Annotated in this window: 12 protein-coding genes and 1 pseudogene; 10 read left to right on the top strand and 3 right to left on the bottom strand. The window is 54.9% G+C overall.

The genetic code is table 11. The features are described from left to right. Positions 1–50: 50 nt before the first annotated feature. Both ACXAGD_RS23170 and ACXAGD_RS23165 read left to right on the top strand, forming a co-directional pair. Positions 51–1,217, top strand: a pseudogene (locus ACXAGD_RS23170) (sulfatase-like hydrolase/transferase); the annotation flags it as partial. Then, on the top strand, positions 1,203–1,682 hold the full coding sequence (locus ACXAGD_RS23165) for a hypothetical protein (protein ID WP_475214622.1): 480 nt from the start codon (positions 1,203–1,205) through the stop codon (positions 1,680–1,682). The pseudogene ACXAGD_RS23170 and the gene ACXAGD_RS23165, both read left to right, overlap by 15 nt. A 284-nt stretch (positions 1,683–1,966) precedes the next feature. On the opposite strand, the gene ACXAGD_RS23160 is transcribed toward ACXAGD_RS23165, so the two are convergent. Then, the gene (locus tag ACXAGD_RS23160; protein ID WP_475214539.1) at positions 1,967–2,863 is read right to left on the bottom strand and encodes a DMT family transporter; all 897 of its coding nucleotides are present in this window, start codon (positions 2,861–2,863) and stop codon (positions 1,967–1,969) included. 81 nt (positions 2,864–2,944) lie between these two features. Between ACXAGD_RS23160 and ACXAGD_RS23155 the strand changes: the two genes are divergently transcribed. The 6 genes from ACXAGD_RS23155 to ACXAGD_RS23130 all read left to right on the top strand — a co-directional run bounded on the left by ACXAGD_RS23155 (position 2,945) and on the right by ACXAGD_RS23130 (position 8,310). Next, a complete protein-coding gene (locus tag ACXAGD_RS23155; RefSeq protein WP_475214537.1) occupies positions 2,945–3,862 on the top strand; it encodes a LysR family transcriptional regulator in 918 nt (305 codons plus the stop codon). A gap of 492 nt (positions 3,863–4,354) precedes the next feature. Then, positions 4,355–5,410: a hypothetical protein gene (locus ACXAGD_RS23150; protein ID WP_475214532.1), complete on the top strand. Its 1,056-nt coding sequence runs from the start codon at positions 4,355–4,357 to the stop codon at positions 5,408–5,410. Positions 5,411–5,679: 269 nt separating this feature from the next. Further along, positions 5,680–6,033 carry a hypothetical protein gene (locus tag ACXAGD_RS23145; protein ID WP_475214530.1) on the top strand — a complete coding sequence of 118 codons (354 nt, stop codon included), beginning with the start codon at positions 5,680–5,682 and terminating at the stop codon, positions 6,031–6,033. A gap of 263 nt (positions 6,034–6,296) precedes the next feature. Then, a complete protein-coding gene (locus ACXAGD_RS23140; protein WP_475214527.1) occupies positions 6,297–6,965 on the top strand; it encodes a cupin domain-containing protein in 669 nt (222 codons plus the stop codon). Beyond that, positions 6,943–7,236, top strand: a complete 294-nt coding sequence (locus ACXAGD_RS23135) for a hypothetical protein (RefSeq protein WP_475214630.1) — start codon at positions 6,943–6,945, stop codon at positions 7,234–7,236. Before ACXAGD_RS23140 ends, ACXAGD_RS23135 begins: the two co-directional genes overlap by 23 nt. A gap of 3 nt (positions 7,237–7,239) precedes the next feature. Next, a complete protein-coding gene (locus ACXAGD_RS23130; RefSeq protein ID WP_475214524.1) occupies positions 7,240–8,310 on the top strand; it encodes a flavin monoamine oxidase family protein in 1,071 nt (356 codons plus the stop codon). 74 nt (positions 8,311–8,384) lie between these two features. Here the strand turns inward: ACXAGD_RS23130 and ACXAGD_RS23125 are convergent, their stop codons facing one another. After that, positions 8,385–9,152 carry an SDR family NAD(P)-dependent oxidoreductase gene (locus ACXAGD_RS23125; RefSeq protein ID WP_475214522.1) on the bottom strand — a complete coding sequence of 256 codons (768 nt, stop codon included), beginning with the start codon at positions 9,150–9,152 and terminating at the stop codon, positions 8,385–8,387. 115 nt (positions 9,153–9,267) lie between these two features. Here ACXAGD_RS23125 and ACXAGD_RS23120 point away from each other — a divergent pair, with 115 nt between their 5' ends. Beyond that, positions 9,268–9,771, top strand: coding sequence for a TetR/AcrR family transcriptional regulator (locus tag ACXAGD_RS23120; RefSeq protein ID WP_475214520.1), 504 nt, complete (start codon positions 9,268–9,270; stop codon positions 9,769–9,771). A 435-nt stretch (positions 9,772–10,206) separates the two neighbouring features. On the opposite strand, the gene ACXAGD_RS23115 is transcribed toward ACXAGD_RS23120, so the two are convergent. Continuing rightward, entirely contained in the window at positions 10,207–11,592 is a 1,386-nt protein-coding gene (locus ACXAGD_RS23115) for an aminotransferase-like domain-containing protein (protein ID WP_475214518.1), read from the bottom strand. On the opposite strand from ACXAGD_RS23115, the gene ACXAGD_RS23110 reads away from it, so the two are divergent. After that, positions 11,585–12,571 carry a DMT family transporter gene (locus ACXAGD_RS23110; protein ID WP_475214516.1) on the top strand — a complete coding sequence of 329 codons (987 nt, stop codon included), beginning with the start codon at positions 11,585–11,587 and terminating at the stop codon, positions 12,569–12,571. The two genes, ACXAGD_RS23115 and ACXAGD_RS23110, sit on opposite strands and share 8 nt — an antisense overlap. Positions 12,572–12,771 lie beyond the last annotated feature (200 nt).

Genomic DNA, 12,771 nt, shown 5'->3' with positions numbered 1-12,771 from the left:
AATCATGGTAAAGCTCTGTTGCGACAAGAAACTCTCAATCGCTATCCCTGATGGACCATTCGATATTCTCACCATCGATATCGTTTTCCACGTCCATAGAGGTAACAATGCTCATTCTTCGATCTATTGCGGTTTCCGCCACGTTGGCTGCGGCATCAGTCGGTGCCATGCCGGTTTTGGCCGAATCCGAGCAACCCAATATTCTTGTCATCATGGCCGATGATGTCGGCTGGGCCAGCCTTGGCAGCTATCATCAGGGTGTGAAGAGCATCAAGACCCCCAATCTTGATCAGCTGGCCGCCGACGGCATGCGTTTGACGGACTACTATGCGCAGCCAAGCTGCACCGCTGGGCGATCCGCCTTTATCACCGGACAATTGCCGGTTCGTACCGGAATGCACACAGTCGGTCTGCCTGGAGACCCTGAAAAAGGTCTGAGCGAAGATGATCCAACCTTGGCTAATATGCTGAAATCTCTGGGCTACACGACCGGGCAATTTGGCAAGAACCATCTAGGTGATATGAACAAATTTCTGCCGACGGTGAAGGGGTTTGATGAATATTGGGGCTGAATCTATCATCTGAACGCGATGGAGTACACGTCTGATCCAGACTGGCCGAAAGATCAGAAATTCAACAACACGTTTGGCCCTCGGAACATCATCCACGCGTATGCCACGGATACAGTCGATGAAACTGCGGACCCGCGCTGGGGCCTGGTTGGCAAGCAACGCATCATCGACGATGGCCCTGCCCCGCCTGAACGGCAAAAGACGCTGGACGACGAGGTGACAGCCCACACGCTGGACTTCATCAACCGCGCAGTCGACAGCGATACGCCGTTCTTTGTCTGGATGGCCCCGGCGCGGGCGCATGTCTGGACCCATCTGAGCCCCGAATACGAGGCCATGCTGGGCGACGGGCGCGGCTTGCAGGATGTCGTGATGAAAGAGCTTGACGATAACGTGGGCAAAGTCATAGCCCGACTGGAGGAACTGGGCGTCTCGGACAACACGATTGTTGTCTTTACGTCCGATAACGGCCCGGAAACCATGACCTGGCCCGATGGTGGAACAACCCCGTTCCATGGCGAAAAGGGCACGACATGGGAAGGCGGTTTCCGCGTCCCCGCCATCATTCGCTGGCCCGGAAAGGTCCCGGCCGGAACCGTCAGCAATGGAGTTTTCGCCGGTCTTGACTGGATGCCCACCCTTGTTGCCGCCGCCGGAGGGCCGGACGATCTGCCGGACTCCTTGCTGCGAGGCGATGAAGGCTACCAGGTGCACCTGGATGGGTACAACCAACTTTCGTTCCTGACCGGTGAGGGCGAGAGCAGCCGGGACGAGATCATCTACTACGAAGGACCGGATCTGCAAGCTGTACGCCATGGTGACTGGAAAGCACATTTCACGATCCAAACCGAAGGGTGGGCTGGCCCCAAAGAGGAACTGAACGCCCCACTGCTGTTCAACCTGCGTCGCGATCCTTACGAAAAAGCGGCCGAAGAATCGGGGATGTACACACGGTGGATGGGCAACAAGATGTGGGCATTTGGTCCCGCCGCCAAAATCATCCAAAACCACCTATCCACGTTTAAGGACTATCCTCCGAGAGGGTCTGACGTCACCAACCAAGGTCATGTTGAAGAACAAATCTCGACCGAGGGCGGGATGTCACAGTAGCAAGTGATACTCGGGAGGCAACAATCCTTGCCTCCCGATCCTCACAAGGACTTGCGGGAAACACGTGCTGACGAAGGTCCGCTTGTGCACCAAGACTGTCATTTGGAACCAGCGCAGCATTGGTAAGTTTGGGCTCAAAGTGGCCGTTCTTTGTGGTGTGAGTATTGGCTGATGGCAACCCAGACCGGACATTCCAAACTAGACTTTGCAAATCCCGAGATGCGGGACAAAGTGTAAAATTCGGAGCAGCAGGGCGAATATCGGCTCTAGCAGAACTTAAGCTATCAACTATTCCACCTACTTTGGCTCGGAAGTGCCAAGAGACCCGCGCCAATAATGACCAGGATACCAATCAAACCGAAGGAGTTGGGCAGCTCCGCGAAAAACAAACCGCCCCAGATCAGACTGAACACGAGATAGCTGTAGTCGAAAGCTGCGACTGTATTGGGTGGCCCGAGCTGGTAGGCAACCGCTGCTCCAACACTGCCAATCAAGATAAACACCGCGAGCGCCATAAGCGTGACCAGCAGTCGCAAGTCTACCATCTGCCATGGGCCGAGAATAAATGATTCATCTTGTCCAGCAAAGACGCCAAGGACAGCCCCGCTGACTATGAACGCAACATTCAGCACAAGCGCCAGACTGAATGGATCATCGTCGCGGCATTTGACAGATGTAAGCACCATTGCACAGGCATAAAGAGCGGCTGCGATGATCGGCATGAGCGTTCCGAGCGCAAGATCTGATGTATCAGGTTGGATAATGAGCAGTACACCAATGAAGCCTGCCACGATTGCGAAGATGGCGCGGTTCCGAGGCCAACGGCCCGCAACGCCTGCGGCCAGCGCGACGATGAAAAGCGGGCCCGTGTAGTAGGCCGCCGCTGCCAGCGATAAGGGCATAAGCGGCAAAGCTGAGTAATAGCTCAACCACATGAGCACGAGCAGAATGCCGCGAAGGACGGCCCAACCAGGATTCTCCAATCTTATCCCTCCGCGACGGTGTGTTAGCCACCAGAGCATGGGCACGACCATGCATGACCGTAAAATGAACATTTGCCACAACGGTAGCGACAGCCCGGTTCCTTTGATCAGCGCATCGCCGAGAGAAAGAGCAGCAACGGCGGCAGTGATCGCGAAGATGGCGATGCTGGTCTGGCTTTTGGTTGTCGTCAACGTCATCTCGGCTACCGGTCTCCATAGCGACGTTGACTAAAAAGCATGTATGCTCTCATGTGAAAAAGGAATTTTTCACCCATTTGCATGACTAAAAGGAATGGATTTCTGACCATGTCACTTCCCCCTCTCTCTCGTCTTCGACCATTCGAAGCCGCGGCTCGTTTTGAGAACTTTTCCAGTGCTGCGGAGGAACTTGGGATGACACAGACAGCGGTGAGCAAGCAGATCGCCGCACTAGAGCGGGAGTTAGGCGTCACACTCTTCGAGCGACGCAACCGTGCAGTATTTTTGACCGATGCCGGGCGGCAGCTTGGCAGGGTCGTTGGCGCGGCTCTGTCCGATATCACAACCGAGGTAGCCGCAATTCAGGGAAAGCGTCGGTCTGCTGAACTGATCTTGCACTGCCAATTATGTGAAGCGTTCTACTGGCTTATGCCGCGTCTGGCCCGATTTCACGAACGCCACCCAGGTGTTGAACTGCGCGTCGTTAGCAGCCTCAATCCTCTGACCGAAACCTCCGAGACATTTGACGTGGCCATGCAGACGTCTGGCCGCGCTTCGGGGTCGGCCCGTTTGGCCTTTACGGCCGCGGATGACATTTTTCCGGTTTGTGCTCCGTCGCTGGTCGCGGACGCAAAGCTACCTCTTGCGGCGAATGAGGTCGGGCGGTTTCCGTTATTAGTCCATGCTGTCATGCCGCAAGATTGGGCGGGCTGGGACGACTGGTTCGAAGGTGTCAGCGTCGACACGACCAATCGTCCCAAATATGTGTTGTTTGATAGCTATCCACTAGTTCTCCAAGCTGCTGTAGCCGGTCAAGGCATCGCTCTCGGTTGGGGCAGAACCACCGAGGGGATGATCGCAGAAGGCAAGCTCATAAGACCGTGCAAAGAAATGATCGTTCGCCCGACGGAGATTTCTGTCTTTCGCGGTGGTTCCCGTCACGTTCACCCAAACACCGATCAGCTTATCGAGTGGCTGGGTGAAGAATTGAACGAATAGCAATCCTTAGTACTGTAAGCAGCATTCAGATCTACGGGTCTCGGAGGCGTCTTTCGCGGCCTTTCACATAAGTGACTGGAGGCAGCCCAAAGCGGTTACTCGACGTGATGCTGTATTGCTGCAGTCGCAGCCCACATAGCGGACATTCGCGGTACTGCAGCAGCTTTGGTTCTAAAGATGCCTGGTGAAGGAGGCAAATCCGACCTTGTGTTTCTTGAAATGGACGGGAACCCCCATTTTTGAGGGGCGAGACTGTAAGATCTAAGCTAAGAAATGATGAATAGGGTTTTGGGCTCCACTATCGTTACCACCAAAACTCGCCTGCGATACCGATTTTCAACTATGATCGCCCTCCCTTACCCCTTCAAAAATTTGGGACACATTCCGGCAGGATGTTTCCAGATGCGTCTAAACAACAGAGATTCTGGTAAGTTGAAAGCTACTAACATAAAAATTGCACACTAACACCACTAATGTTAGTGTGCGCATTCGATGTTAGTATTAGAGACGCCTGAAATAAAATCACTTGCCAACCGCGCGCGGGAATACCTGCAAACGGTCCTTCACTTGCGCCTAGCGCTTACGCCATGGGACAACTCCACTCAACTACCGGTCATCTTATCCCGTCGCTTTGGTTTCTGGCGTGGTATGATACTCAATGCACCATGTGTCTTTGTCGTTGTTGATCCCAACGAAGATATGACACCAGCAGAGTTTGAGAAACACAACGATCATTTGCAGAGTCTCTCCGACGATATCATCGTCTTTGTCTTTGATAATCTGTCGTCTTACAATCGCGCACGCCTTATTGAGCGTGCAGTTTCATTTGTTGTCCCTGACAACCAACTCTACATCCCACAACTTGCACTCGATCTTAGAGAGCATTTTCGCAGCCGCGCACCGCAGGCCGAGGCCCATCTTTCGCCCGTATCTCAAGTAGTACTGATGAGATATCTCTTGCTAGAAGAACAAGAAGAGTGGAACCCAACTGGTCTCGCAAAAGTCCTACGGTACTCTCCTATGTCAGTCGGTCGCGCCTTCGAAGAGTTATCCTCGCATGGCCTGGCCCGTATCGAAGTGCGTGGGCGCAGCAAATACATCGTATTTGAAGAGCCCAAGGATGTTCTGTTCCAAAAGGCTCGCGCGTTGTTACGTTCCCCTGTCGTCTCGACTCACTATTTTAAATCGGCAGCTGGTCCGAAAGGGTTTTATGGCTCGCACATACCAGAGCATCTTCCGCGAATTCCGATCGGTGGCGAAGACGCCTTGGCTGAGCGCTCTTTGCTTTCGCGTCCTAAACAATTGCACTTCGCAGCCGGTCCAACCGATTGGAAGATGTTGCAAGCGGATGCCAACAACACGGAAACTGACTATCCAGAGGACGCCCATTTTTGTGTCGATGTTTGGCGCTATGATCCTGATATTGTTAGCGGTGAAGCAAGGGCCGACTCTTTGTCGCTGTATTTGCAATTCCACGGTTTCGAAGATGAGCGTGTGGCGGGTGCCGCTTCGCGGCTAATGGAGCAATTTGCATGGTTCAAGGAATAGAGCAGTTTCGAAAACACTTCGAAGGCTACGAAGATAGTTACGCACTAATTGGAGGGTCTGCCTGCCATTTAATCTTTGAAGAGGTGGGTGTCGACTTTCGCTCTACCAGAGATATTGACATGGTGCTTTGTGTCGATGTCGTTGATGCTAGTTTTGCCACAGCTCTAAAATCGTTCCTTGATTAAGGCGGCTATCAAGCTCGCGTGCGTTCGGGTGGACGTCGCGAGTTTTACCGGTTTGAAAAGCCAACTGATGACTCATACCCTGAAATGCTTGAGCTGTTCTCGACAAAGACGGACATCTTTTCACTCGAAGGCGGCGATGAATTGGCCACTGTAAAGGTCGCCGATGACGATTTTAGCCTCTCAGCAATCTTGCTTGAGCCAGATTACTACGACGCTCTTGTTGGATCCAAACGCGAGATCCAAGGTATCTCCTTGCTCGATGAAACTCTGCTCATACCGTTTAAAGCGCGCGCTTTCGTTGATTTGTCCAGCCGACGTGAAAAAGGTGACGAAACTGTCAAAGGCGTGGACATTAAGAAGCACCGGAACGATGTCTTTCGGTTGATGCAGCTATTGGCGCCCACCAAACCGGACTTTCGCCGCGGCTGCTCGGTTTAGTCAGCACGAGAGTGCAGCTCTCGGGACAAAGCCATTATTCTATACTTGAGGTTTATTGGTGCGGCGTCCCTTCACATGTGGGGCAAAATCTATTCTGCACCTCAGCCGATGTCATCAGACCGGTTCTTGGCGAAGTCACATTCGATTTAGGCATTGCGACAATACTTATCTACTGATAGATAGACTTTGGATCGATGGTGATGCCCTTTGCTCCGTAAGGCATTCAAGCGGCTCCCCAAGGGTCAGACAATCTAGGAGGCAAAATGGAACTTAATGCAAATTTTGATGCCCGGGTGGTCGTTCACTCGGAGGACCTTGATTGGATCGCCTCCCCTATGGCCGGCGTGGACCGTCGCATGTTGGATCGCATCGGGGATGAAGTGGCACGCGCCACGACCATAGTCCGTTACGCACCCGGCAGTCACTTCTCGGAACATACCCATACGGGCGGGGAAGAGTTCATCGTTCTCGAAGGAGTCTTTCAGGACGAACACGGTGATTTTCCGGCAGGAACCTATGTACGAAACCCGCCCACCACGACCCATACGCCGGGCTCGGATGATGGCTGCACGATCTTTGTGAAACTCTGGCAATTTGACATGGACGACCGGAACCAGTTCCACAAGAACATGGCCGAAGATCTCGCCACTCCGGTGGATGGTGTCGCTACAGCCCAACTCCACAAGGATACGCGCGAGACGGTCACCTACAGCCACGTTGACCCCGGTGCTATGCTTGAGATCAACGATGCAGGCGGTACGGAACTGCTGGTACTGTCCGGTAGCCTGGTCGAGGGAGGCGACGTCTTGAACAAGGGCGGCTGGCTGCGTTTGCCGTCTGGCCAAAAGCTCTCGGCGCAGGCAGGGGCCGAAGGGGCGAAAGTCTGGATCAAGACCGGCCATCTGGTGCATGCACGCGCGCCAGTTGTTTGATGGCATATTCGGCCCCCTTGTAATTGTCATCGGTGCCGGTGCTGGCCTCGGTCAATCGCTTCTCGCCCGGTTCCAGTCCGGCAGGTTCACCCCTGTGGGCCTCGGTCGCAGCCGGCCGGAAGCTTCTGTTGGTGCCTTCTATGCGCTCGACCTTTCCGAAGAGGCCGAAATGCCCACAGCGATCGCCGAGGCCTATTGGCAACTCGACCATCAGCCCAAATCCACCTCGACCCATGATCTGGATCTGCGTCCAGCCTCAGAAAGTTTCTAATCTATGAAAACACTGATTATCGGGGGCGGTCTCTCCGGCCTTTATCTCGCCGAGCGCCTGGAGGCTCAGGGAAGCGATTATCTCCTTCTCGAGGCGCGCGACCGCTTTGGCGGGCGGATCATGACCCGCAGCGTCGGAGACGGCATATACGACCTCGGGCCCGCCTGGTTCTGGCCCGGTCAGCCGCGCATTGCGTCACTGACTACGCGTCTTGGCCTCGACAAATTCGATCAATTTGCCAAGGGCGATCTGACCTATGAGGACGAGGGCGGCCACGTCCAGCGCGGCTATGGTTTCGCGTCCATGGCAGGGTCCTGGCGGCTCGAAGGTGGCTTGTCGCGCCTGACCGAGGCGCTTGTCTCCTGCATCCCCGAAACCCGTCGGAGCCTCAATGCACACGTCGCAAGCCTCGAGATGGCGAGTGGGGTTTGCCGTGCGATGCTGAAAGACGGCGCAGTGGTCGCGGGCGACCGGGTTGTGATCGCCATGCCTCCCCGCATCGCCGCTGGGCTGACGTTTACTCCCGCCCTTCCCACGCAGGCAACGCGAGCGATGGCCAAAGTGCCCACGTGGATGGCAGGTCAGGCCAAGGCCGTCGTAGTCTATGACACGCCTTTTTGGCGTGAGGCCGGGCTTTCCGGCGACGCCACGAGCCGACGCGGCCCCATGGTCGAAATACACGACGCGTCACCAGCGAGGGGAGGTCCGTTTGCTCTGTTTGGGTTCGTTGGCGTGCCGCCAGCAGCCCGCACCGATGCCGTACGCCTTAAACAGGCAGTTTTGGAACAGCTCGTGCGCCTCTTTGGGGCCGAGGCGTCGACCCCGCGCAAGCTCTTTATCAAAGACTGGGCTTTCGATCCGCTCACCGCGACCGCCGCAGACGTCGCCCCACAATACAGCCACCCAGCCTACGGGCTGCCCATGGCAATGCACGGATTGTGGGACGGGCATCTGATTTTTGCAGGAACCGAGGTGGCACCAAGCTTCGGCGGCTACATCGAAGGCACGCTCGAAGCGGCAGAGGTCGCCCTAGCACAGCTCGGCGCGAAAAACCCACCAGCCTCTAACCTGTAGGCTGGGAACAAAAGGAAAGGCCGGTCAGAAATCCCTCTGACCGGCCTTTCCTTTTTGTAGACTGTCTACCCGGCCTACTGGCGACCCGCCGTAACACCACCGTCTACCGAAAGAACTTGTCCGGTGATCCAACTCGCTTGTTCCGAAGCCAGGAACATCAGCGCATCCGCAATGTCCGCGGGACGGCCATTGCGGCCCAACGGGTGAAAAGCGTTGAAACCGGGCAGAGTCTCTGCGACCTGCTCGTCGCTCATGAAGGTGTTGTAGACCGGCGTCTCAACAACGGCGGGTGCCACGGCATTGACGCGGATATTCTCTGACGCGAGTTCCAGCGCGAGGTTGCGCACCATTGCATGAACCCCGCCATTGGCTGCCGAATAGGCCGCCGATGGAGTGGCCCCTACCGCTTGCAATGCCCAGAGGGACCCGGTCTGAACGATGGCACCGCCACCGCGTTTGATCATCGCCTTGGCAGCAGCTTGGGCAGCAAAGAATTTGCCTTTCAGGATCGTGTCCAGAAACCAGTCATATTCGTCGACGGTCAGTTCTAGGAACGGTTTTGGACGGAAAACGCCCGCATTGTTGAACAGTATATCCACGCCGCCAAACGCTTCTTCCGCCTTGGCAACGAGCAGGGTACCGGTTTCGGGGTCAGCGATATTGCCGGAAACGACTGCGACGCGCGCACCGGTTTCATCGATGTTGTTCGCGGCGGCTTCCAGCTTTTCCGCGCTGCGACCGCCTAAGACGACCGAACCACCGGCTTCCACAAAGCGGCGTGCGACTTCTTTGCCAATACCAGAACTGCCTCCGGTGACGATTGCGACCTTACCTTTGACCATGGGGTTCTCCTATCTATCTATCGATAGGTAGCCTATATAAGCCAGGGCTGCATTGACGTTCAAGTGTTTTCTATCTATCGATAGGTAATTATTGCTTATCAGTTAGGATTTCTCGATGTCGGACCGACGCGATGCTATTCTCGACGTAGCCGAACGGCTCATCCGCACTCACGGATACAGCGGGTTCTCCTTTCGTGAGGTAGCCAGCGAAGTGGGTATAAAATCTGCCAGCGTTCACTATCACTTCCCGACCAAGCCTGATCTCGCCGCAGCCGTGGCTAAAAGGTATAGAGAGCGTTTTGCTGACGCGCTCGAAGCCTCAGAACAAACAGGACAGGGCCGGGTTGAGGCTTGGCGCGCACTGTTTCACAAGGCGCTCAGGCAAGATGGACTGATGTGCCTGTGTGGCATACTCGCAGTCGAGGGCGACAGCCTGCCTGCTGAAGTCGCGAAAGAAGCACATGCGTTTCTTCAATTCGGCATTGAGTCCCTTAATGAAGCTGCACCAGACAAAGGCATTCGCATCTTGTCGCAGCTCGAAGGAGCCATGTTGATCGCCAGATCCGCCGGAGAGCCTGACCTTTTTTCATCGGCTACCGAGGGCCTTGCGGCGGTTTAGGTTTATCATGAACCTTGGTTGTGACGCGTTCGCTCAATGAACTAGCTGAAAACCCCGGTGACTAAAGTGATGAGTGGCAACAAATTGGGTGCCCAGTCTATCAATGGCAGTTTCTTGGAGCCGCGTTGCAGCACAAGGTCCTTCGCTTCGGCAGCGGTTTTAGCATTGCTTGCCCACGTAGCGAAATCTTGAGACTTCCGGTTTAGGCTCCGAGCTGACCTTATAGACAGCCAGCATCCTAACGGTGGTGAATTGTATCGATCACTGCCTGCGGCCCAAAGCTGACCCTTGGCACCAGTTCATGGTTCTGTGATTGCAGCCCGCTTTCTAGACTTTCGCTCCAAGCACAGATTTCGAGGTTTGCAAACTCACGGATCGCAGATTTTCACCCTGAGTGATAGAATTTCTGAGCACTACTGATAGCAGACACTAAAACTACGTGGCATTCATCAGATCGCGAAGCAGTTCCGTAAGGGCCTTTTCCTCCATCTGGCTTACGTTGAAACGGAGAAACGAGTTCTTGGATTGGCTTGGGCTGAAGACATTTCCGGGCGCTAGGACAACACCTTTCTGGAGAGCCTTCCTCGCTATCGCTGCAGCATCCTGTCCTTCGGGCAGTTCACACCATAGATAAAATCCGCCTCTGGGTTTAACAAAGGGCCTAATGCCTAACGCTTCTAACTCATCGGTTGCGCGGGTGCGTGCGCGATCCAGTCTTAATCTGAGCGCATCCATATGTTTGCGATAGCTCCCGTCGGTGAGCGTTGTGTGCAACAAATCTGTCACCATCGGACTGGGGCCGCCGAAGCAGATCGCAACCTGAAGCTCGGTCAGGGCCGCAATCCAATCAGGGCGTGCGGCTATGTACCCACATCGCAACGATGCGGACAGGGTTTTGGAGAAGCTTCCAATCGTGAGAACCCGGTTAAGCCCATCCAGTGATGCCAGTCTTGGAGAAAGATCAGGTTCAAACTCAGAGAAAATGGCATCCTCCACAATCTGTAGATCATAGGCCTCGGCCAGAGACAGCACACGATGCGCCGTCGCTGCAGCGAGTGTCGCGCCTGTCGGGTTGTGCAATGCAGAGTTGGTTAGATAGAGCCGAGGGCGCTCGGTCTTAAGTACATTTTCAAATTTAGCAAGGTCGGGACCATTTGGCGTGAAGGGGGCACTGGCAATGGTAACTTGATGGGCTCGTAGAAGGGCCTGAAAATTGAAGTAGCACGGATCATCCACCAGCACTGTATCGCCGGGTTGGAGAAGCAATCTACAAATCAAATCCAGCGCCTGCGATCCAGAATTTGTGAGCAAAACAGTGTCGGGATCTACCTCTACGTTCTGGTCGCACAACACTCGTGCCACATGCTGACGTAGACCAAAATGCCCCTGTGCACTGCTATAATCCGTAAGCACGTTATCTTCGCCACGTGCCACACGACGCATAGCTCGCCGGAGCGCCTCGACAGGCATCCAATCAGCGGGCATCCAGCCACATCCGGGCTTTGCCATGCCCTCACCGGCATCAATCGATTGTCGCGCGACCCAAAGCGGATCAATCTCTCGCTCGAGCTGCGGCCCAGTTTGTGACACCACGAAGGGCTGCACCCGGTCTGACACAAAGAAGCCTGAGCCTCGTCGAGCAATAATAATCCGTTCAGCGGCCATTACATCATAGGCATCTACCACTGTCGAAGGTGATACGCCCAGCCGCGAAGCCAGGCTTCGAACTGAAGGCAGTCTGTCACCGGCAACAAGTGACCGCGATCGGATGCGACGCGTGATATGTTCCATCACAAGGGTTCTACGGGTCGCAATGGCCATATTCGATCTTCCCTGTGTGGGATCATTGAGCAGTACAGTTTGTATCAATTGTATTGTTTTGTATCTGCATTTGTTGCACCATTCCAGCTACAAGGTCCCCAAAAAGGACCTTTCATTGATGAACTCCTCGTTTTCGGGCTGGGGCAGTGGACTGCTCGGAGTGTTAATCTTCAGTGGATCACTACCGGCCACACGGGTAGCCGTAAGCGGTCTAGACCCATTCTTCCTGACATCAGCCCGAGCGGTTCTTGCAGCTGTACTTGCGCTATTCTTGCTGGCTCTTTTTAGAGAGAAGCTGCCACTGCGCGCGGATCTAATTTCACTTGCGGTCGTCGCCTTGGGTGTCGTGATCGGGTTTCCACTTTTGACGGCATTGGCATTGCAACATATCACAGCCGCGCATTCGATCGTCTTTATCGGTCTCTTACCTTTGAGCACCGCGGCTTTTGGCGTGCTGCGCGGTGGTGAGAGACCTACCGCTTTGTTTTGGGTGTTCTCGATCCTCGGCAGCGCAGCTGTCGTCGGTTTTGCTCTCAGCCAAAACGCCGAAGTATCACTCGTCGGGGATCTCTTCATGATCGCTGCCATAATCACATGCGGATTGGGCTATGCCGAAGGAGCGCAGCTGTCACGCCGATTGGGGGGATGGCAGGTCATTTCCTGGGCGCTGGTCTTATCACTACCGCTGATGGCAGCTTTCGCGGTTTTGACATGGCCGGCCACGCTAAACGAGCTAACCTTGCCAGTCTGGTTTAGCCTGGGCTACGTCTCGATCTTTTCAATGCTAGTTGGTTTTATTTTCTGGTATCATGGCTTAGCACTGGGCGGTACGGCAGGTGTCGGACAACTTCAACTTCTCCAGCCGTTCTTCGGTCTGATCCTCACGGCCTTATTGCTCGCTGAGCCCATTGCGCCATCCATGATCGGCGTCACGATCTTTGTGGTGATTTGCGTGGTCGGGGCAAAGCGCTTCGCCTGACGACCCCAAGCTGACTTCCAGCGCTAACGAGATAAACTGCGGTGTACCCGTCATTCCGGACTTTCGCTGCGATTGCGAAACCTTGCCATGTGGAAGGTTTAAACGCTGGCGCTTTCCCTTGACTGTTGCCCACCACTAACTTGCCCAACGCGGTTTGAGCCCGCTGCAAGTTGTGTATCGCCTTGGATTGGCGAGACAAG

The organism is Ruegeria sp. ABF4_144 (assembly GCF_056160045.1).
Note: the sequence above shows the minus strand (reverse complement) of the source record. Positions and strands in the feature narration are given on the sequence as shown.